This window comes from Phenylobacterium sp. (assembly GCF_020253645.1).
Lineage (GTDB): Bacteria > Pseudomonadota > Alphaproteobacteria > Caulobacterales > Caulobacteraceae > Phenylobacterium.
On sequence record NZ_JADCBG010000062.1, the window covers coordinates 1 to 21,209 of the forward strand.

Annotated in this window: 18 protein-coding genes and 3 tRNA genes; 5 read left to right on the forward strand and 16 right to left on the reverse strand. The window is 66.2% G+C overall.

Annotation, left to right across the window (positions count from 1 at the left end):
• The 3 genes from rfaD to kdsA all read right to left on the reverse strand — a co-directional run.
• Window positions 1–806: ADP-glyceromanno-heptose 6-epimerase (gene rfaD, locus INE98_RS04375; protein WP_293536878.1), on the reverse strand; the 806-nt coding region annotated here is incomplete at its 3' end.
• Entirely contained in the window at window positions 803–2,263 is a 1,461-nt protein-coding gene (gene rfaE2, locus INE98_RS04380; protein WP_293536880.1) for a D-glycero-beta-D-manno-heptose 1-phosphate adenylyltransferase, read from the reverse strand. The genes rfaD and rfaE2, both read right to left, overlap by 4 nt.
• Window positions 2,264–2,267: 4 nt before the next feature.
• Window positions 2,268–3,122: a 3-deoxy-8-phosphooctulonate synthase gene (gene kdsA / locus INE98_RS04385; protein WP_293536881.1), complete on the reverse strand. Its 855-nt coding sequence runs from the start codon at window positions 3,120–3,122 to the stop codon at window positions 2,268–2,270.
• 133 nt (window positions 3,123–3,255) lie between these two features.
• On the opposite strand from kdsA, the gene INE98_RS04390 reads away from it, so the two are divergent.
• From INE98_RS04390 to metC, 4 genes are read left to right on the forward strand one after another with little or no spacing between them, the layout of a single operon-like run.
• A complete protein-coding gene (locus INE98_RS04390; protein WP_293536882.1) occupies window positions 3,256–4,506 on the forward strand; it encodes a cyclopropane-fatty-acyl-phospholipid synthase family protein in 1,251 nt (416 codons plus the stop codon).
• A gap of 49 nt (window positions 4,507–4,555) precedes the next feature.
• A complete protein-coding gene (locus tag INE98_RS04395; protein ID WP_293536884.1) occupies window positions 4,556–5,557 on the forward strand; it encodes a cysteine synthase A in 1,002 nt (333 codons plus the stop codon).
• The gene (sseA, locus tag INE98_RS04400; RefSeq protein WP_293536885.1) at window positions 5,554–6,402 is read left to right on the forward strand and encodes a 3-mercaptopyruvate sulfurtransferase; all 849 of its coding nucleotides are present in this window, start codon (window positions 5,554–5,556) and stop codon (window positions 6,400–6,402) included. Before INE98_RS04395 ends, sseA begins: the two co-directional genes overlap by 4 nt.
• Window positions 6,399–7,562, forward strand: a complete 1,164-nt coding sequence (metC, locus tag INE98_RS04405) for a cystathionine beta-lyase (RefSeq protein ID WP_293536887.1) — start codon at window positions 6,399–6,401, stop codon at window positions 7,560–7,562. Before sseA ends, metC begins: the two co-directional genes overlap by 4 nt.
• On the opposite strand, the gene INE98_RS04410 is transcribed toward metC, so the two are convergent.
• Window positions 7,559–8,875 (reverse strand): M20/M25/M40 family metallo-hydrolase, encoded by a 1,317-nt coding sequence (locus INE98_RS04410; RefSeq protein ID WP_293536888.1) that lies wholly within the window; start codon window positions 8,873–8,875, stop codon window positions 7,559–7,561. The two genes, metC and INE98_RS04410, sit on opposite strands and share 4 nt — an antisense overlap.
• A 120-nt stretch (window positions 8,876–8,995) precedes the next feature.
• Between INE98_RS04410 and INE98_RS04415 the strand changes: the two genes are divergently transcribed.
• Window positions 8,996–10,402, forward strand: coding sequence for an aldehyde dehydrogenase family protein (locus INE98_RS04415; protein WP_293536890.1), 1,407 nt, complete (start codon window positions 8,996–8,998; stop codon window positions 10,400–10,402).
• 107 nt (window positions 10,403–10,509) lie between these two features.
• Here the strand turns inward: INE98_RS04415 and INE98_RS04420 are convergent.
• From INE98_RS04420 to INE98_RS04475, 12 genes are all read right to left on the reverse strand, one after another.
• Window positions 10,510–10,586: transfer RNA gene (locus INE98_RS04420), tRNA-Arg, on the reverse strand.
• Between the two features lie 19 nt (window positions 10,587–10,605).
• Window positions 10,606–10,911 carry an ETC complex I subunit gene (locus INE98_RS04425; protein ID WP_293536892.1) on the reverse strand — a complete coding sequence of 102 codons (306 nt, stop codon included), beginning with the start codon at window positions 10,909–10,911 and terminating at the stop codon, window positions 10,606–10,608.
• 27 nt (window positions 10,912–10,938) lie between these two features.
• Window positions 10,939–11,015, reverse strand: a tRNA-Pro gene (locus tag INE98_RS04430).
• Window positions 11,016–11,064: 49 nt separating this feature from the next.
• Window positions 11,065–11,517, reverse strand: a complete 453-nt coding sequence (locus tag INE98_RS04435; RefSeq protein WP_293536894.1) for a PaaI family thioesterase — start codon at window positions 11,515–11,517, stop codon at window positions 11,065–11,067.
• Window positions 11,514–11,993: a DUF192 domain-containing protein gene (locus INE98_RS04440; protein ID WP_367120164.1), complete on the reverse strand. Its 480-nt coding sequence runs from the start codon at window positions 11,991–11,993 to the stop codon at window positions 11,514–11,516. The genes INE98_RS04435 and INE98_RS04440 overlap by 4 nt, the downstream gene beginning before the upstream one ends.
• Before the next feature lie 36 nt (window positions 11,994–12,029).
• Window positions 12,030–12,671, reverse strand: a complete 642-nt coding sequence (locus INE98_RS04445) for a cold-shock protein (RefSeq protein ID WP_293536896.1) — start codon at window positions 12,669–12,671, stop codon at window positions 12,030–12,032.
• A gap of 311 nt (window positions 12,672–12,982) precedes the next feature.
• Window positions 12,983–16,099, reverse strand: a complete 3,117-nt coding sequence (locus INE98_RS04450) for a TonB-dependent receptor (RefSeq protein ID WP_293536898.1) — start codon at window positions 16,097–16,099, stop codon at window positions 12,983–12,985.
• 250 nt (window positions 16,100–16,349) lie between these two features.
• Window positions 16,350–16,424, reverse strand: a tRNA-Glu gene (locus tag INE98_RS04455).
• Between the two features lie 72 nt (window positions 16,425–16,496).
• Window positions 16,497–18,305, reverse strand: a complete 1,809-nt coding sequence (gene recJ, locus INE98_RS04460; protein ID WP_293536900.1) for a single-stranded-DNA-specific exonuclease RecJ — start codon at window positions 18,303–18,305, stop codon at window positions 16,497–16,499.
• Window positions 18,302–19,252, reverse strand: a complete 951-nt coding sequence (gene glpX, locus INE98_RS04465) for a class II fructose-bisphosphatase (protein ID WP_293536901.1) — start codon at window positions 19,250–19,252, stop codon at window positions 18,302–18,304. The genes recJ and glpX overlap by 4 nt, the downstream gene beginning before the upstream one ends.
• Before the next feature lie 44 nt (window positions 19,253–19,296).
• The gene (locus tag INE98_RS04470) at window positions 19,297–20,598 is read right to left on the reverse strand and encodes a homoserine dehydrogenase (RefSeq protein WP_293536903.1); all 1,302 of its coding nucleotides are present in this window, start codon (window positions 20,596–20,598) and stop codon (window positions 19,297–19,299) included.
• A partial coding sequence (locus tag INE98_RS04475; RefSeq protein WP_293536904.1) for an aminotransferase class I/II-fold pyridoxal phosphate-dependent enzyme occupies window positions 20,595–21,209 on the reverse strand: 615 nt, incomplete at its 5' end. The genes INE98_RS04475 and INE98_RS04470, both read right to left, overlap by 4 nt.

The following is a 21,209-nucleotide window of genomic DNA, read 5'->3' on the forward strand; positions in this document are numbered from 1 at the left end:
AAGACCGCGCGTGCGAGGTCCTCGAAGGTACGGGCACGGCCGGAGCCGAGATTGTACACCCCGCTCACCTGGGGCGACTCGAGCAGCCAGGCGACGACCTCGGCGACATCACGGACATAGACGAAGTCACGCTGCTGGCCGCCGTCCGGCACCCCCTGGCGATAGGATCTGAAGAGCTGCACCCCCTGCCCGTCGCGGATCGAGGGCCAGATCTGGGCGGCGACGGACTTCATTGGCCCTTTGTGACCCTCGTTCGGGCCATAGACATTGAAGAACTTCAGGCCCACCCACTGAGGCGGCGCGTATTCCCGTCCGGCCTGTCTTGCAGCGAAGACATCGAACAGGGCCTTGGACCAGCCATAGGCGTTGAGCGGGCGGAGCGCAGCAAGGCTTTCGAAGTCATCCCGGTCGTCGAAGCCGAGGGTCCCGTCGCCATAGGTCGCCGCGGAGGAAGCGTAGATGAACCGCCTCTGGCGATCCGCGCACCAGCGGAACAGGTCACGGCTCAGCCCGAAGTTGGTCCGCATGATCCGGTCTGCATCAGGTTCGGTCGTCGAGGAGATGGCCCCCATGTGAACGACCGCCTCCACGTCGCGCCAGCGCTTCTCGAGCCAGTCGAACGTGTCCTCAGGCGACACAAAGTCACCGATCGGATGACTGGCTATGTTGCGCCACTTGCCGAGGTCCGCCTCCCGAAGGCGGTCGCACACCACGATGTCAAGGCTGCGGTCCTCGGCCAGTCTGGCGACGATGTTCGATCCAATGAAGCCGGCGCCGCCGGTGACAAAGATGATCCTGCGGCTCACTCTCGCCCCTCCCCGGCCATTCGAAGGATGGCGGCGGTTGTTGAATACCCCTCGACCAGGGGAGCAAGACGCACCTCGCCGCCCCAGGCCTTGACGAGATCACCGCCGACGACCTCGGATTCCGCATAGTCCGCTCCCTTGACGAGGACGTCCGGGCGCGCGGCCCGGATCAGCTCGATGGGGGTGTCGGCATCGAAGGGCGCGACGAGGTCCACGCTGGCGAGACCCGCCAGGACCAGGGCCCGGCTCTCGAGGTCGTTCACGGGCCGCCCTTCGCCCTTGAGGACCCGGATGGACCTGTCCGAGTTCACGCCAACGATCAGCCGGTCGCACCAGGACCGGGCCTGGGCGAGGTAGGCCACGTGTCCCCGGTGCAGGATGTCGAAACAGCCATTGGTGAATCCAACCCGCAGACCCCGTGCGCGCCACCGGGCGACTTCCTCGACCATCCGGGCCGGGGTCGCGATCTTGGCCTCCGCCGCAGCCATGTGGGCGGCCAGTGAAGCCTCAATGAGTTCCTCGGGAGTCACAGTCGCCGTCCCAACCTTGCCGACCGCGACACCCGACGCCAGCAGCGCGAGGGAGACGGCCTCCTCGAGATCCCCGCCGGATGCAATGCCGAGACCAAGGGCGGCGATAGCGGTGTCGCCTGCGCCCGAGACATCGAAGACTTCTCTGGGTGACCCCTGAAAATGGCGAACGGGCCGCCCGCGTATGGCCAGGGACATTCCCTGAGCCGCCCGCGTCACCAGGATGGCCCGCGCCTCGCAAAGGTCCAGGGCGCGAGCAAGCGCGGCCTCAATTTCATCATCGGCGCCGGTAGGCAGGCCGGTCGCGTAGGACAGTTCCGCCGCGTTTGGCTTGATCACGTCCACCGGCCCGTACCGTCTGAAAGAGCGGGCCTTGGAGTCGACGACAACCGGAACGCCGGTCTGGCGGCAGGCCTTGATGACGTCGTCTGTAACCACGCCCTTCCCGTAGTCGGACAGGATGATGACCCCGGCTCCGGGTCCCACGTCGCGGATCATCCGGCAGACTCTCGCGTCGGTGTCGCCTGTGATCGGCTGAGTTTCTTCCACATCCACACGGAGCAGTTGCTGGCCGCCCGAGACAAACCGCGTCTTCAAGGTCGTCGGGCGGTTCGTGTCCGTGACCAGGGCGCCCTCGATTCCGCCGTCGTCACCGACCAGTCTGAGAACCTCGCGTCCTTCGATGTCGGACCCGATCACGCCCACCAAGACAACCTGGCCGCCGAGCGCGGAGACATTGCGCGCGACATTGCCCGACGCTCCCAGCATGACGAGTTCACGGCTCCTGGCCAGTATGGGTATGGGCGCCTCCGGCGACATCCGGGTGACCGAGCCGTAGACGAAGCGGTCGACCATAACATCGCCGACGCACACAACCCTCCGGCCCGAAGCGCGGTCTATGAGGCCCTGCAGAGCCGCCAGCTCCATCCGTCTACCCCCGGTCTCGCTTGGCGAGCGCGTCGAAAGCCAGGAGGTCCCTCACCAGCGCCTCGAACTCCGCAAGAGGGACCATGTTGGGTCCGTCGGAGGGCGCGTTGTCGGGATCCGGATGGGTCTCCATGAAGACCGCCGCCACGCCTACAGCCACCGCGGCCCGGGCGAGAACAGGAACGAATTCCCTCTGGCCGCCGGACCGGTCACCCTGGCCTCCCGGCTGCATCACCGAGTGGGTCGCGTCGAACACCACGGGGCAGCCGATCTCTGCGAGGACCGGGAGGGCGCGCATGTCGCTGACCAGGGCGTTGTATCCGAAACTGACGCCACGCTCCGTGGCCAGGGCGTTCGGATTGCCGGCTCCGCTGATCTTGGCGATGACGTTCTTCATGTCCCAGGGCGCCAGGAACTGGCCCTTCTTGACGTTGACCGCGCGCCCTGTCTCCGCGGCGGCTACCAGGAGGTCCGTCTGACGGCAAAGGAAGGCGGGTATCTGGAGAACGTCCACGGCCTCGGCGACAGGGGCACACTGCTCCCGCTCATGAACATCGGTCAGGACCGGCAGCCCCACTGTCTCACGGATCTCGGCAAAGATCGGCAGGGCGGACTTCAGGCCGATGCCGCGCGCGGCCCGGGCGGAGGTGCGGTTCGCCTTGTCGAAGGAGGTCTTGTAGATGAGGCCGATACCCAGCCGCGCGGCGATCTCGGCCAGCATGGATGCGGTCTCAAGGGCATGCTGTCGGCTCTCAAGCTGACAGGGGCCCGCAATGACCGTCAGGCGCTCGCCATTGCCGATGCAGACCCGACGGCCGGAGGATGGCTTGAGCTCTACAACAGCGTTCAGACTGGACAATTCGGCTCTCCTGCGAGACGACTGTAGCATCAGGCGCGTTAAGTGGCGCGCGGCGATCCGCGGCACAAGACGGAATCACGTCCACCCAGGATCGCATCAAGCTCGAGAGGCTCAGGAGTCGCATAACGTGTCGATGGCGCAGGAAGTCTGTCTCAATACTCTCGCCCTGCGCCCGGGGGCGGTTAAGCGTGCACCGGCCCTGAGCGGGCTTCCGGCCATCTTCCGATCCGCACTGGACATCATGACCCGGGGCTGGGCGGCCGGTGAGGTGACGTTCGTGACGCCCGACGGCCGGGCGCTGAGAATCAGGTCCGAGACAGGCGGACCCGCTGCGGTCATCCAGATCCGGAATTTCCGGTTCATCAGGCGCGCCCTTATGGCTGGCGACATCGGCTTTGCAGAGGCCTATGCCGCCGGTGAGTGGGAGACTCCCGATCTGACAGCCGTACTGTCCGTCTTCAGCCTGAATTTCCAGAATCTCACTCAGGTGACGGAGGGCAACCCCCTGATTGGGGTGCTGAATTTCATCGGGCATTTCCTGAACGGAAATTCGCGGCGCGGGTCGCAGCGGAACATCCACGCTCACTATGACCTCGGGAACGCCTTCTACTCCCGTTGGCTGGATCCCTCCATGACCTACTCCTCTGCGCGCTTCAGCCGGGGTGCGGCCTCGCTTGAAGCGGCTCAGGAGGAGAAGTACCGGGCTCTCGCCCAAAGGATGCAGCTATCGCCCGGGCACCATGTGCTCGAGATCGGCTGTGGATGGGGTGGGTTTGCGGAGTTTGCGGCCAGAGAGGTCGGCGCGCGGGTGACGGGCATCACCATTTCCCGCGAGCAGCACGACTTCGCTCGTCGTCGGATGTTTGAAGCCGACCTCGCCGAGAAGGCGGATATCCGCCTGGTCGATTACCGGGACGTCCCCGGCGTCTATGACCGCGTCGCGTCCATAGAGATGTTCGAGGCGGTCGGCGAAAAGTACTGGCCGACCTATTTCCGGACCATTCATGACCGGCTCAAGCCTCAGGGACGAGCCGCACTCCAGATCATCACCATCCAGGATGAGCTTTTCGAGGGCTATCGCCGTCGGGCCGACTTCATCCAGCGCTACATCTTTCCAGGCGGGATGCTGATCTCGGAGAGCCGTCTGAAACAGGAGATTTCAAAGGTCGGCCTCTCCTGGAGCGAGCCCGAGCGTTTTGGCCTCGACTACGCCTCCACCCTGGCCGACTGGAAGCGCCGCTTCGGAGCCGCCTGGAACGAGATTCGCGGCCTGGGATTCGACGAGCGTTTCCGCCGGTTGTGGGACTTCTACCTCAGCTATTGCGAGGCGGGCTTCCAGACCGGCCGGACAAACGTGATCCAGCTCGGCGTTTCCAGAGCCTAGACTGCGCCAACTCATGGCGCGGACCCTGCCAAGGGCCTAGATTGCGATCATGATCATCGCCCGAACTGTTCTTGATGCCATCGGCCGTACGCCGCTCATCCGCCTTAACCGCGCCAGCGAGGCGACGGGCTGCGAGATTCTCGGCAAGGCTGAGTTCATGAATCCGGGGCAGTCCGTAAAGGACCGCGCCGCCCTCTATATCATCCGGGACGCTGAGCGCCGGGGCCTACTGCGTCCCGGCGGGCGCATTGTCGAGGGGACGGCGGGCAACACCGGCATCGGGCTGGCCATGGTCGGTCAGGCCCTGGGCTACCGCACCACCATCGTCATCCCGCGCACCCAGAGCGAGGAGAAGAAGGACGCTATCCGCCTTCTGGGCGCCGAACTGGTGGAGGTGGACGCCGTCCCATACTCCAACCCCGACAACTACGTGCGTTACTCCGGTCGTCTGGCCGAGGAACTGAACCGGACTGAGCCCAACGGGGCCATCTGGGCCAACCAGTTCGACAATGTCGCCAACCGGCAGGCCCATGTCGAGACGACCGGCCCCGAGATCTGGGAACAGACTGGCGGGCGGGTCGACGGCTTCATCTGCGCTGTGGGCTCCGGCGGCACTCTGGCCGGGGTGGCCGAGGCGCTGAAGGCGCGCAGCCCCTCGGTGCGGATCGGCCTGGCGGACCCGATGGGCGCAGCCCTCTACAACTGGTACGCCCACGGGGAGCTGAAGTCCGAGGGAACCTCAATTTCAGAGGGCATTGGCCAGGGCCGCATCACGGCCAACCTCGAGGGACTGGTCGTGGATATGCCCTACCAGGTCCCTGATGACGAAATGCTCGATGTGATCTTCGACCTGGCCACCCACGAGGGCCTGATCATGGGCGGATCGACAGGGATCAACGTGGCGGGCGCCATGCGAATGGCGCGGGACCTCGGGCCCGGTCATACCATTGTGACCATCCTCTGCGACCAGGGCGCCCGGTACCAGAGCAAGATCTACAATCCCGGCTTCCTGCGCGAGCGGGGGCTCCCGGTTCCGGAGTGGCTGGCGTGAGCAGCCCGGCCCTGATCACCGTTGAGGCCCTTGCAGCCGGGTTGGGCGCCCCCGACCTGCGGGTCGTCGACGCCAGCTGGTTCCTTCCCGCCGAAGGGCGCTCGGGTCGGGCGGAGCATGACCTCGAGCGTATTCCCGGCGCGATCTTCTTCGACATAGACGCCCACTCCGATGACTCCAGCGGCCTGCCCCACATGCTTCCGTCCCCGGAGGGCTTCGCGCGCGCGGCGGGTCTCCTGGGCCTGCCAAGGGCCGCCCGGATCGTGGTCTATGACAGCCTCGGCATCCGCTCTTCGGCCCGGGTCTGGTGGACGCTCAAGGTGATGCAGTATCCCCATGTACAGGTCCTGGACGGCGGCCTCCCCGCATGGAAGGCGGCGGGGCTTGCGCTGGAGACCGGACCCGCCCCGGAACCGGCGCCAGCCCCTGTCGCGGCGGGTTTCGCAGGCGACCGCGTTTGCAGCCTGCCGGACGTCCAGTCCGCGCTGGAGAGCGGCGCCTCTCAGGTGCTTGACGCCCGCAGCGCAGCCCGTTTCCGCGGCGAGGCGCCGGAACCGCGGCCGGGTCTGCGGACAGGTCACATGCCGGGCGCCCTGAACCTGCCCTTCGACAGGCTGCTGGCCCCGGACGGACGCATGAAGCCGGCCGCTGACCTCGAGGCGCTTTTTTCCGGGGCAGGCGTGGATCTGGACCGGCCCGTGATCACGACATGCGGCTCGGGGGTTACGGCTGCGGTGCTTGCCCTGGGGCTCGAGATCCTGGGGCGCCCGGCCGTGCTCTACGATGGGTCATGGGCCGAGTGGGGCGCTCCTGGCGGCGGCGCCGTCGTCGTGGGGGATCCATGAAGCCGGCGACGCGCCTCGTTCACGCCCGTACACCGGATCGAGGGAATGCGAAGGCCGTCAACCCCGCCATCCAGAAGGGCTCCACCGTTCTCCTTCCGGACTCGGCGGCCCTCTATGACGACGACGCCTATGTTACCTATGGCCGGGGCGGCCTCGCCACTCATCAAGCCTTGATCGCCGCCCTCTGCGATCTGGAGGGGGCGGCCGACGTTCAGCTCTATCCCAGCGGGGTGTCTGCAGTCGCCGGCGCTCTTCTGTCGGTGCTTGAGGCCGGCGACGAGCTTCTCATGGTCGATACCGCCTACAAGCCGACGAGGCGGTTCTGCGACCGGACCCTCGCGCGATACGGGGTGGAGATCCGGTACTTCGACCCGACCCTGCCGGCCGAGGACATTGCATCGCAGATCGGGGCCCGGACCCGGGCGATCTTTCTGGAAAGCCCCGGTTCACTGAGCTTCGAGATGCAGGATGTTCCCGCCCTTGCGAAGCTGGCGCGGGAACGGGGCGTCATCAGCCTGATGGACAACACCTGGGCGGCGGGTCATCTGTTCAAGCCGCTTGCGCATGGCGTCGATGTCTCGATCCAGGCCCTGACCAAGTATGTCGGGGGGCACTCAGACAGCTTCATGGGATCCGCAGCCGCCCGCGATCCCCAGATCGCCGCCCGGCTTCGCGCGGGCGTGGTGGACCTGGGTTGGTCCGTGGCCGCCGAGGATGCCTATACGATGCTCAGGGGACTGCGGACCCTGGACGTCAGGCTCCGCAGGCATGGCGAGAGTGGTCTGGCCGTTGCGCGCTGGCTTGCCGGTCGCGACGAAGTTGCGGAAGTCCTCCATCCCGCTCTTTCCGGCGCTCCGGGACATGACATCTGGAAACGTGACTTCACGGGCGCCTGCGGCCTTTTCGCCCTGGTTCTCAGGCCAGCCCCCCCGGCCGCGACGTCGGCCTTTCTCGATGCCCTTGAACTCTTCGGGCTCGGTTTCTCCTGGGGGGGCTTCGAGAGCCTGGTCATCGACTGCGATCCGCAACTCAAGGTGCGGACCTATTGCAAGGCTTACGGCGGGTCCCTTGTCCGCCTGCACATAGGACTTGAGGACCCTGAGGACCTGATCCGTGATCTAGAGACCGGTCTGGCCGCGTTCCGGGACGCGGCAGGCTAGCGTTCCCCTAGTCGGCTCATCAGCAGGGCCGCCCGACGCGTCTGTCGACGCAGCGCGGGGATGTCGAGGGTCTCGCCTGGCGAATGGGCGCCCTCGCCCCCCGCACCCAGGCCCACCAGGCCGTCCACCAGGTGAGAGACGAAGGCGATGTCTCCAGCGCCCCTGCGTACCGGATCCAGCTCCGGCATCCGGGGATAGCCGAGGGCCGAATTGATCTCGTTCAGCTGCGCCAGGAGACGGCGCGAGCCCTCGGTCGGCGGCATGGCGGGATAGCCTTCGGAAAACTCCAGACTGGCCGTCGCACCCGGCAGGCTCTGGCTGACGATCGTCTCCATCTTCGCCTGGATCCGGGCCGTCTGTTCGTTGGAGAGGGTCCGCAGATCCCCGATCGCGAGGGCCTCCGCGGGAATGATGTTGGCCTTGCCGCTGGCCTTGCCCCCCGTGGCGTCCCGGTTCAGTCCCGCGTCTGAGCCACCCAGGATGAGGCCTACGCTAAAGGTAGCGTTCGGTTCGCGCAGCTGGTCCCGGAAGGCGTCTAGGATCCGGGCAAGCTCGTAGATGGCCCCGTATCCCGCCGTCTCGGAGAAAACCCCTGAGGAGTGCCCTGCCTTGGCCCGGACCTGCACCGTCCATGTGGTGGAGGACCGCCTCGCGATGGAACCCATGTCCATTCCGTTCTCTGTGGCGAGACCCTCAAAGTCCAGGGCGACGTCGGATTCCTTCGCAGCCGCAATCAGATCCCGTCTGGCGATCTCGACGGGCCGGCCGACTCGCTCCTCGTCCCCCGTCAGAACCACCGAGATGTTCGCCCGCTTCAGTGTCCCGGCCGCCTTCATCGCGCGAAGGGCGCTGACCATCACGACAATTCCGCCCTTCATGTCGTTGACCCCCGGCCCGGTGATCCTGTCCCCGTAACGGACGTAGGCCTTGAACGGATCGTCTGGCTCGAAGACGGTGTCGAGATGCCCGATCAGCAGCATGCGGCGCCCCCCGCCCCCACCCCTGTGGGTTGCGATCAGGTGCCCTGCCCGGCCGGTTTCCGCCATGGGAACCCAGCGCACCTCGAAGCCCAGATCCTTGAATTCAGGGGCGAGCCGTCGGGCCACCGCCTCGACACCCGGAAGATTCATGGTCCCGGAATTGATCGCGACCAACTCTTCGAGAAGACGAAGCTGGTCCTCCTGCGCTGCGTCGACGACGGCGACCATCCGCTTCTCCGGCCCGGTGAGCCCGGCCGCCGCGGCCGTGCCGGCCAGACCCATCATCAGGGCCACCCCGCCACTCACAATCCCGATCCTCAAGCGCGTGAACATGACGCCCTCCTTCCCCAGGCCCGAACATTGGCCCGCCGTAAGCGAACTGCGCAAGCACAGGCTTGATTGGCGCGGCGTCATCCCGGCATTGTTCGGGTCAGCAAACACGCGGAGGACGACATGGGTCCCTATAAGCTTTTGATCGATGGCCTTCTGGTCGAAGGGGACTCCGTCATGCCGGTGATCAACCCGGCGACCGAGGATGTGCTTGTGGAGTGCCCGCGGGCCTCGAAGGCTCAGCTCGACCAGGCGGTCGCCGCCGCCAAACGGGCCTTCCCGGCCTGGGCGGCCACGCCCGTCGACGAGCGCCGCAAGGCTCTTCTCGCCATGGCTGACGCCATCCAGGGCGACCTTGAAACCCTGGCGCGCACACTCGTCCAGGAGCAGGGCAAGCCCTTGCAGGACGCCATGGGCGAGGTCTTCGGCGCGGCGGCCTTCTTCCGCTACTTCGCCAGTCTCGACCTGCCGGAAAAGGTCATCGAGGACTCGAACACCCGCAAGGTGATCTCCCGCCGCCGCCCCCTCGGCGTGGTCGGCGCGATCGTTCCCTGGAACTTCCCGATCATCCTGATGGCCTTCAAGGTTCCCGCCGCCCTGCTGGCGGGCAACACTGTCATTCTGAAGCCTGCGGCGACCACCCCCCTCACCACCCTGCGGATCGGCGAGCTCGTGAAGGACCTCCTGCCACCCGGCGTGCTTAACATCATCTCAGACGCCAATGATCTGGGCGGCGCGATCACCGCCCACCCGGATATTCGCAAGGTATCGTTCACCGGATCCACCGAGACCGGCAAGAAGGTCATGGCTGGAGCCGCCGAGGCGCTGAAGCGCGTCACCCTGGAGTTGGGAGGCAATGACGCCGCAATCGTGCTGGACGGCGTGGACCCCAAGGAGGCGGCTCCCAAGATCTTCGGCGCCGCCTTCCAGAACTCCGGCCAGGTCTGCATCGCCGTGAAGCGCGCCTATGTCCACGAGAGCATCTATGACGCCATGTGCGACGAGCTGGCGCGGCTGGCCGATGCGGCTGTGGTCGGGGACGGCCTGCAGCAGGGCGTGACCCTCGGCCCTCTTCAGAACAAGAGCCAGTTCGAGAAGGTGCTTGGCCTGATCGAGGATGCGAAGTCCCAGGGCAAGGTCATCGCCGGCGGCGGTCGGGCCGAAGGCAAGGGTTACTTCATCCGCCCCACGATTGTGAGGGACATCGAGGACGGCGCCCGCCTGGTCGACGAGGAGCAGTTCGGCCCCGTCCTGCCGGTCATCAAGATCAAGGACGGTGAGGACGCCGTCCGCCGGGCCAACGCCTCGGAGTACGGCCTGGGCGGCTCGATCTGGGCCAAGGATCTCGACCGCGCCCTCGACCTCGCAGGCCGCATGGACACCGGTACGGTCTGGATCAACAAGCATGCGGAACTGGCGCCCAACATCCCGTTCGGCGGCGCGAAATTCTCCGGCGTCGGGAACGAGCTGGGCGAAGAGGGTCTCGCCGAATTCACCCAGCAGCACGTCATCAACATGGCGAAGGCCTGATCCGGCGCCAGGCGCGCCGGCATCTTGGCGGCCGGACGAAGGGCCCTCCGCGCAGACGGGGGCGCGCAAGGTCCACCCCTCGGACCGGGCGGCTGGCCTTCGGCGCCTGGCGCGCCCGGCAGGACTCGAACCTGCAACCGTCCGCTTAGAAGGCGGATGCTCTATCCGGTTGAGCTACGGGCGCCCCGGTTCCGCTGTTGGCCCTAATGGGTCCAGGGCTGCTTGCGGTCGGCGGAAAAGTTGTCGGCGTAAGCCTTCAGGAAACGCCTGGGAGTCTTCGGCTCGGTGACCTGGAAGGCGAGACCGTGCTTACGCGCGTAGGCGACGGCGTCCTCGCGCGTCTCGAATGTCAGACGCACCTGTGCGCTGGTGTCATCTGTCAGGGTCCACCCCATGAGCGGGTCGGGAATGCGCGCGGACGCGGGCGCGAACTCCAGAACCCAATCCTTGGCGCGCGCCTTGCCGGACTGCATGGCGGTCTTCGCCGGACAGAAAATACGCGCGATCATATCGGTCCCCGTTCGTCCTGCCGGCTCTGGTCGGGGCGGCGTGATTCGAACACGCGACCCTCTGCTCCCAAAGCAGATGCGCTACCAGGCTGCGCTACGCCCCGAAGAGCACCGGCACAGCTTGGCGATAGCCGTCTTCGGGAGAAACCGCAATCAGTCCGCAGGCTTGCGCATCAGTTTGAAGACGCCGCTGGCCCGCACAATGTCAGATCTGGCGGCGTGAGCGCGGCCCTCCACGAAGGCGACGTCCCGTGTCAGGCGCGTGACGCGGCTCTCGCCGAACACCCACTCGCCCACACGCGCCATGTGCAGAAAGTCGATGCTGAGATGAATGGTCACGCTGGATCGGCGGGAAGCTCGCCAGACAGCTGCGGCCAGCAACCCGTCCATGAAGGAGGTGAGCATGCCCCCATGAACCAGACCAAGTCCGTTGGCGTGCCGCGGCAGGGCGAAGAAGGCGTGCTCTGTAGCCTCCCCTTGGGGATCGCGGTGGAAATAGGGGCCGTTATGCGTGGAGTAAGGCCCCCGAGTGGCCGAGGCCACAAAGCCGGGCGGGGGAATGACGACGGGCTCGTCAGAGGCGTCAGCACCAGCGCTGCGGGTCATCGGCGCTCTCTGAAGATCGGAAAATCGACCTTGTCCCCCGGCTTGAGCCCGATCTGAGCCGCCCGGCCGCCCGCCAATTCCAGAACCCCCAGGATCGGTCCTCCGGCTGGCCGGGGCGTCTCGTCAAGCGGTCGGGCATTGCGGATGATCGAGCGCACCACGCCGTCCTTCCGGATGTAGATGATGTCGAGGGGGATCAACGTGTTTCGCATCCAGAAAGCGGCGTCAGGCCGCTCCCTGATGAAATCGAACAGCATGCCGCGATCCGCCGCCAGGCTTTTCCGACACATCAGGCCCAGTTCACGCTCCCGATCGGTATCCGCCACCTCGACCAGGAAATGGAACCGCCCCTTCTCCGTGGACACCGTCAGAGGGCGAAGGGGTTTCAGTTCGGGGTTGCCGACGCAGGCCGCCGCCGCCGGCGCCGTCATGAAGAGCAGACCCAGGAGCCACAGACACAGAAGCGCGCTTCGCATACTCCGCCCTTAGACCCAGCCGGCCCCTGACGCCAGTCAGATCAACTGCACCTCTGCGACCACAAGACCCTTTGGTCCGTTCCCAAACCGAACCATGAGGTCCTCGCCCGGTTGGAGATCCTCTATCCCGGCGCGACGCAGGGTTTCGATGTGGACGAAGATGTCCCCGGTCTCCACCTCGCGGACCACGAAGCCGTATCCTTTGGTCCGGTTAAACCACTTGACCTTGACGCGCTCGAGGGCGCCCTCGGGTGAAGGCGTCCGACCGCCGGCCCCGGACCTGGGCGCGTAAGCTCCGCGGGGGCCTCGATCAAAGCTGTCCCGCCCCCTGGCGTACCCATAACCAGCGCCGTCGCGCTCCCTTCGGAAACCTGCGTCCCGGTCCGGGCGCCGCTCCTGGGAGGGCTGGGCCGTGCTGTCGTCGAAGTCATGGATTTCAGAGACCTGCCATCCCTTGGGCCTGCGGACGACCGAGCATGAAAGGGTCGCACCCTCCGGGGCCGCCTCGCGTCCCACGCCTCGAAGTGAAGTCACGTGGATGAGCACGTCCTTACGATCTGTAAGTTCAGGCTGGTCAGGAACGATGAACCCGTATCCCTTTCCGCCATCGAACCATTTTACTCGCCCACTGATCCTGACCGAAGATTCGTGGTCGTCATCAAAACCGTAACCGGACATGGCCCCCTCTCGTCCGACTGGCCGGAGCTCCGAACCGAAACCCTCCGCATCTAAGTCTTTTCTTGTCTGTTACCCGGCGTCAATGGCCCATTTGATCAAGAAACCGGATGACATCACTTTGCCCAATCTGGTTTCACACTCTGGAGTACGAGGACATATCCGCAGGCGCGGCGGCTACAGGTCGCCTTCCTGAGCGGCCTGTTAGGGTTCCACCCGCCGGCGGAAACAAAGCCCATCCCTCTCCACGACCCGACCCCCGGGGGGCGGATCGCGGATCAGGAGGGACGAGGCCCGAACACCGGCCGCCAGGATCAGAACCTGGCCTGCATCCCGAACTCGAAGACACGGCCGAGTGGGTTCTGGGTCATGTAATCGTAGTTGTACTGGCTCTTGTAGAAGGGCGGCTGGTCGTCGAACACGTTCTTGACAGAGAGGGTGGCAGTCCACTTTTCACGGAAGTTCATCCGGTAGGTGAAATCGTGCACCCAGCGGTCGTCACGCTGGAGGCGCCGTCCCGCGACCACCGCGTTCACGTCATCGGTGCCCTTCCAGTACCGGGTGGTCCAGCGCAGGTTATGGTCGCCGATCTCCCAGTTCGCGTAGAGGTTGCCGCGAAGCCGCGGGTACGAATAGAAGGCTGACAGGAGTTCCGACTTGCCCGCCCGGTTCAGCGCCGGGTCGAACACAAAGTTGGTCCCCAGCAGCAGCGCAGCTCCCCGCTTGTAGTCGCTGAGCACGCTGGCGTCGCCACCCACCGTCAAGTCGCCGTTGAAGATGTTTGACCAGGAGTAGGAACCGTTCAGGTCTATGCCGGTGATATCGGTGTCCGGGCCGTTGATCACGTTGTTGCGAACGGAGAGGAAATTGTTCGGGTGGCAGGTGGGAACGGCCTGGCCTCCATAGAGCGTCGTGTTGACGGTCTCGGTGCCGAAACGGAACCTCTCGAGAAGCGCCGCGCTTCCGCATTGCCATGTGGCGGGGTTCGCACCTGGGAACATGGTCCCGTAGATCCGCGCCGGGGTCTCTGTCGTGATCTCTTTCTTGAAGGCGAAGCTGAAGACGTCGATCTGACCCTGGAAGGCCCCGACCTCAAAGAGGAAGCCAATGTTGAACGTGTTGGCCGTTTCGGGTTCCAGATTGGGGTTCCCGAAGGTCTGAACGGGGCGATAGAGCGGCGCCCCGCTGACCGGGTTTGAGAACTGCGCCTGGATGAAGCCAAAGCCCGGATCCAGCGCCGCGACAGGAGGCGCCCGGAAGGTGGTGCCGGCCGAACCGCGTACGGCAAACCATGGCGTAACCTGCCAGCGGATCGACGCCCGCGGATTGGTCGTGTCCCCGACATTGCCGCCATAGCGTTCGTTCCGAATGGCCAGGCTCGCCGTCACCGTGTCGAGGATGGGCAGCTGAAGCTCTCCGAAGAAGGACACGACCTGCCGGTCGACATCGCTCTCTGTGCCCGAGCCGATGAAGGTGAACGGACCGCCACCGGGGACGGCGCAGGTCGGCAGGCCATCACCATAAGGCTGGCTGTCGACGCAGGGGGTCGCCGCGCCGTCGAAGTTGGTCGAAAGCGCGATGGTGCGGTCATTGAAGCGCCATTGCGTCCCGACGGCCCAGCTGATGGGTTCATCCGTCCAAAGCCTGAAATCACCGAGGTCGCCCGCAAGCTGGGCCTGGGCGGTCGCCAGCTGCTGGGTGGTGGTGTTCACTGCATCGTCCTGGATCCATCTCCAGGGCGCGGCGTCGATCGGCGGCCCCTGCTTCAACCCTGTGGCCTGCCCATAGTTGGCGCCGTTGATGCTCGACTTCTGGATCGAGTTGGCGAAGGGGTTCAGGTATTGGCACGGTCCGGCGCCGGGCGTCCCGGTCGACGGGTTGCAACCCGGTCCGCCCAGGCCGCGCAGGGCAAGCTGGATGCGGTTCACATAGCGGTCCGGGGTTCTGTTGACCTGCTCGGCGCGCATGTAGTTGAGCGAGGTCCGCCATTCCCAGCCGTTCTCAAGTTCGCCAACGAAACCGCCGACAATCCGGAAGGACGTGATCTGGTTGCTCTGCCGGTCAGCGTCAAAGCCATGGATCGGGTTGCCCCCCATGGCCGCCGGACGCCATTGCGTCTGGTTCATGGTGACGCCATTGACCAGTGCGGCCGCACAGATCGCCGCGGTAATCTGCGGCTGGGTCGCCGTCGGACAAGGATTGAACAGGGCCTGAAGGCCCGGGTTGCTCGCGGGTACATAGTAGCGCGACTGGATGGCGCCGGGCGCCGCCGGCATCAGCGATGTGCCCCCGCCGGGCGACGCGCCGCTCGCTTCCACGGGGGTCGGGAACTGCACGGTTCCCTGAGAGGCGGAGACCCGATCGTCCGGAACGACGGTCCGTGACCACAGGACTTCGCCGTGGAACCTCAGGCTGTCGCTGAGATCGAAGTTCGCTTCTCCGAACAGGTGGTAGTGGTCCTCGTTCGCCACACGGGTGTCATGGTAGGTGAACGGATAGAAGCACTGCCCGTTCGGGACGAAGGATAGACCGCCCAGCTGTGTGCAGCCGGCGTCAGAGAAGGTCGGGGACAGGGTTGCGCCCAGGGGAACGCCAGGGCGGGCCGGATCCTGCAGGAACCCGCCATTGGGTCCGATAACCGGGGTCCCGAGAATGGCATTGTAGCCGCCTGGATTGCTGGCTCCCGAAATCCCGCTGATGTTGAGAGTGTCGGGGAAGACGGCGTTGGGCAGGGTCCAGGGCAGGTCGACGCCATTGAGTTCGCTACGGTGGCGATAGGAGGCCGCCAGCAGGATGTTGCCATTATCGAGCCTCGCACCCCACGCCACCGAGGCCTCGTAATCCCCGTCGGATCCATCGATGAGCGCGTACTTGGCGTTGGCGTCAAATCCATCGAGGTCCTTGCGGGTGATGAAGTTGACGACGCCGGCGACGGCGTCCGATCCGTAGGTGGCGGCCGCGCCGTCACGAAGGACTTCGACCTGTCCGACCGCGATGGTCGGGACGACATTGATGTTGACGAATTCCTGCCCGCCGGCGGCGGTGATTGTGGACAGGCGCTCGCCGTTCATCAGGGACAGGGTGCGGGTTAGGCCGAGGCCCCGCAGGTTGACGGTCGCGACGCCGGCGGCCTGACCGCCCAGGAACCGGTTTGACTCCCCGATATTGCCCCCGGATACCGAAGGGATCGTCCGGACGAGGTCCACCAGCGAGGGACTGCCCTGCTCCTGCAGCGCCTGGTTCGTGATCACGTCTACCGGCAGGGCCGCGTCTTCCGGCGTGGTCCGGATCAGTGACCCGGTGATGACCACCTCCTCGACTTCGGACCCCCGTGCGCCACCGGTGCTCTGGGCGGCGACAGGCGCGCTCAGGCCAAGGCTCAGAGTGATCGCAAGGGCTGAACACGCATAGAGATGCTTTTGTCTGGACATCATTTCCTCCCCCGGCCGCCGGCCCGTAGTCCGGCAACTCATATGGAAGGGTGTTCACATCTTTTCCGGTTGCACAAGTGACCCGTTCCCAGGGGCCGGGCCGGCCGCTTCAGGCGCTCATGTTGAGTGTTCTGGCAGCCCGCGCCGCCAACCCCCGATGGCCCGAATCTGTCGACATGATCCGCCCCGACGGAACCCGTGAGGAGTGCCGGGCGACGACCTCGAAAGAACTGGGGAAAAAGGGCGCGCGTGGCAGTCCCTAGGGGAGTCGAACCCCTCTCTCCAGGTTGAAAACCTGGCGTCCTAACCGATAGACGAAGGGACCGCAGACGCGCGAGCGGGGTCTATATCCGCCTTCCCCGGGGCGTGCAAGACACCTTCAGATCCTCGTGAGAGATCACCCGCCATCCGCTCGGCGAGGGTCTGCGGCGTCCTCGATCTCCAGCTCCACGGAGGCCCTGCCCTGCCAGTCGTCAGGCCGCAGGCGTCCGGCGACATGGAGAACGCCGCCCGCCAGAAGGGCCTGCCCGAGGGGCGTCTCCTCGGCCCGCCAGGCGACGGCCTTGAGGCGTCCCCCCGTAGCATCCGTCAGGGTGACCCGCACGTGGCCGCCGCGCATCGCGAGGGGGCGTTCGATGCGCACGTCGGAGGCGGCGAACATGGGCTCCGGATTACCGGGCCCAAACGGTGCAAGCCGGTCGAAGGCGTCCAGGAGACTTCTGTCCGCCGCCCGCGGCGTGATCAGGGCGTCCAGTTCCAGCGCGTCGGCTTCCGCAGCCCGGGCCTGGGTCTCTCCCAGCTCCTGGGCGAGGAATGAGGTCAGGTCCGGAATACGCTCCGGTCTGATGGACAGGCCGGCGGCCATGGCGTGCCCGCCGCCCGAGAGGAGAAGCCCGGCTTCGAAAGCGGCCTGGACGGCGGCGCCGAGATTCACGCCCACCTGTGACCGGCCTGAGCCCTTGCCGATGCCCGAGGCGGGGTCGATCCCGATCACCACGGCCGGCTTTCGATAGCGCTCCCGAAGACGGCCCGCGACAATCCCGATCACCCCCGGCGGCCAGCTGGGGGCCGAGACGACCAGAACCGGCCCCGTTGACAGGGCGGGGTCGGCCTCGATCAGACTGACGGCCTCATCCAGGACGGCCTGTTCGACGGTGCGACGTTGCGCGTTGAGTTCGTCAAGTTGTGCGGCAAGGGCTGCGGCTTCAACAGGATCGTCTGTCGACAGGAGACGCGCGCCGAGGTCCGAACGCCCGATACGTCCGCCGGCGTTGATCCGGGGCCCGAGGATGAAGCCCGCGTGGAAGGTCGTCGCGCTTCCGCTGACCTTGCCGATGTCCGCCAGCGCCCGAAGGCCTGGATTGGCCCAGCGTGACATGACCTTGAGTCCCCGGGCGGTCAGTGCGCGGTTGAAGCCCGTAAGCTGGGTCACGTCGCAGACTGCGCCCAAGGCGGCGAGGTCGAGCCATTGTCTCAGGTCCGGCTCGGGCCGCTCCGCAAAGAGGCCGCGCCGCCGCGCCTCGCGGTTGAGCGCGGCGAGGAGAACGAAGGCCACCCCCGCCGCCGCCAGGACGCCCTGCCCGGAATTGTCGTCCGGACGATTGGGATTGACCAGCGCCGCCGCGGGCGGAAGCTCGCCTGGCCGCATGAGATGATGATCGATCACCACGACATCAAGGCCGATGTCGCGCGCCGCGACGAGCGCGTCGATGGCTGCGGCGCCGCAGTCCAGGGTGATGACCAGTTCGGCTCCGCGGTCCTTGAGAGTGCGGAAGATTGCGGGGCTTGGGCCGTATCCCTCGGTCACGCGATCCGGGATGTAGACCGGGACGTCGCGGCCCATCGCGCGCATCCAGCGGACCACCTGGGCGGCGCTGGCGGCGCCATCGACGTCATAGTCGGCGAACACCACCATGGGCCGATTGTCGACCAGCGCCTCGACAAGAATCTCCGCCGCGCGGTCCATGTCCCGGAATGAGGAGGGGTCCGGGAACAGGGCTTTCAAGGTGGGGTTGAGGTAGGTCTCGCCGAACTCCGGGCCTACGCCCCTGGAGGCCAGGGCGCGCGCCAGCGGCTCGCTGAGGCCCAGTTCAGCCTGGTGCCGCCTCACCAGTTCCACCGCCGCGGGTCTCGCGATCCAGGCGCGACCGGTCAGGGACCGGTTCACGCCCAGGAACGGCCCCCTGTCGGCGGTCAAGATCGTCACGCCGGGCGGCGCAGGCGGACTTCCCGGACCGTGCGGGTCGACGAGTTCATCACGAGACTATGGGTGATGACGTAGCCTCCCTCACGGCGGACACCATCCAGGAGCGCCCCCTTGGTGATCCCGGTCGCTGCGAAGATCGCGTCCGCCCTCACCAGTTCATGCAGGTCGTACTTCTTGTCGAAGTCGGTGATTCCAACCCGCCGCGCGCGCTCCTTCTCATCGGCGTTACGGAACACCAGCCGACCTTGAAACTGACCTCCGACACACTTGAGGGCCGCACAGGCAAGGACGCCCTCAGGCGCGCCTCCCTGTCCAAGATAGAGGTCAATACCCGTCGCCGGATCCGCGGTGTGCATGACACCGGCGACGTCGCCGTCCGTGATGAGGTTGACCCGGGCGCCGATGGAGCGGATCGAGCTGATGATCTCGGCATGCCGAGGCCGGTCGAGCACGCAGACCGTGATATCCTCCGGAGGAACGCCCTTCGCGGCCGCAAGCGCACGCACATTGTCGGCCGGAGAGCGGTCGAGCTCGATCACGCCCGTCGGGTAACCCGGGCCACAGGCGATCTTGTCCATGTAGGTGTCGGGGGCGTTCAGGAGACTTCCCTTCGGCGCCCAGGCCATGACCGCCAGAGCGTTCGCCATCGCCTTGGCGGCGAGCGTTGTCCCCTCCAAGGGATCCAGGGCGATGTCGATGGCCGCCCCGCCACGACCCACCTTCTCGCCGATGTAGAGCATGGGCGCTTCGTCCCGCTCCCCCTCCCCGATCACGATCTCACCATCGATCGACAGACTGTTCAGGGCGATGCGCATGGCGTCGACGGCCGCCTGGTCGGCCGCCTTCTCGTCTCCGCGGCCTGCCAGAGTGGATGCGGCGATGGCGGCGATTTCAGTCACCCGGACGGCGTCCAGGATCAGGCTGCTGTCCAGCTGCTCAGTACTCATCGGGGGTCTCCGGGCCGCATCCCAGCGGCGATTATCGTCGATTCTCAGATGCCTGCGATGTGAAGGAGCCGAGGCGGCTCGAGGACTGCTGGCAGCTGGCCGATCCGCATGACCGCCGCCGTCAGCAGGGACTCCGCCACGGCATGGGTGGTCATCACGATCGGTACCCCCGAGGAACCGCCCGGAGGCTTCTGGAGAAAACTCTCGATCGAAACGCCGGCGTCGGCCAGTTCCTCTGAGACTGCAGCAAGCACGCCCGGCTCGTCGCGGACCATGACGCGGATGTAACCCCGGACTTCCGACGCGGCGTCCGCCGAGGGCGAACAGGGTGAAAGTTCGGCGGCAGGCCTGCTGAAGACCGGCCGACGCGCGCCGCACATGACGTCGGCGATGTCCGCCGCCACTGCCGCAGCCGTGGGCCCGGGTCCGGCGCCTGGCCCCTGAAGGAAGATCCGGCCAATCCGCTCGCCCTCAATGTACAGGGCGTTCACGGCCCCTTCTGTCTGCGCGATGGGGTGAGCACTGCGCACCAGGAAGGGCCGCACCCTGACGCGGGCGCCCTCCCCCGCCCTCTCCGCCGAGGCCACGAGCCGGATCCGATAGCCCAGGTCCGCTGCGAGCCGGATGTCGAGGAGGTCCACCCCCTTAATGCCCGTCACTTCAGCGGCTGCAAAGTTGGGCGATCCGCCGAAAGCCAGGGCGGCCAGGATCGTGACCTTGTGTGCGGCGTCGTAACCGCCGACATCCATGGTGGGATCCGCTTCCGCATACCCAAGCCGTTGGGCTTCGGCGAGCACGTCCTCAAAGGCCGAGCCCGACGCCTCCATCTCGGTCAGGATGTAGTTGCAGGTGCCATTGAGGATTCCGGAGAGACTGCGAATAGTCTCACCGACAAGCGCCTCCCTGACGGTCTTTACGGCGGGGACGCCCCCCATGACCGCCGCCTCAAAGAGAAGCGGGACACCCTTGGCCTCGGCCTGCACAGCCAGCTCTGCGCCATGTTCGGCGATCAGGGCCTTGTTGGCCGTCACCACCGCCTTGCCTGAGGAAATGGCCGCCTCGACAGCGGCCTTTGCGGGTCCGTCTGAGCCTCCGATCAGCTCGACGAAGATGTCGATCTCCGGAGACTCCGCGAGGGCGACCGGGTCGTCGAACCAGTCCAGCCCCGAGATGTCCACAGGCCGGGGCCGCGACCGCGACCGGGCTGAAACTCCGGTGACGACCACCCTGCCGCCTGCAGGAGCGAAGTCCGGCCGCTCTGCGAGGAAGCTGAGGAGTCCTGCTCCCACGGTTCCCAGGCCGGCGACGCCGATGCGCCAGGTCCTGTTGTGGCCGGCTGTGCTCATTGACCTGATCCCGTGTTGTGAGCCCGTCCGAGGATCTCGTCGGCGTTGGCCAGGAACCGACGGACGTTTCGGGCGGCCTGACGGATGCGGTTCTCATTCTCGACGAGGCCTATGCGCACATAGCCCTCGCCGTACTCCCCGAAAGCCACGCCAGGGGCGACGGCGACGCCGGCCTCCTCGATCAGCAGCTTGGAGAACAGCATCGACCCCGCTTCGCGGAAGGACTCCGGAAGGGGCGCCCAGGCGAACATCGATGCGGGCGGCGCGGGAATGTCCCAGCCCGCACGCTTCATGGACTCCACCAGGGTGTCTCGGCGACCCTTGTAGATGGCCCGGATCTCTTCGACGCAGTCCTGAGGCCCGTTCAGGGCCGCTGCAGCGGCGACCTGGATGGGCGTATAGGCGCCGTAGTCGAGGTAGGACTTCACCCTCGCAAGGGCGGCGCAGATGCGGGCGTTGCCGACCACCATCCCGACCCGCCATCCGGCCATGGCGTAGGTCTTGGAAAGGGAGTTCACCTCGACCGCGATATCCTTGGCGCCCGGGACCTGGAGCACGGAGGGCGGCGGATTATCGTCGAAATAGATCTCGGAATACGCAATGTCCGAGAG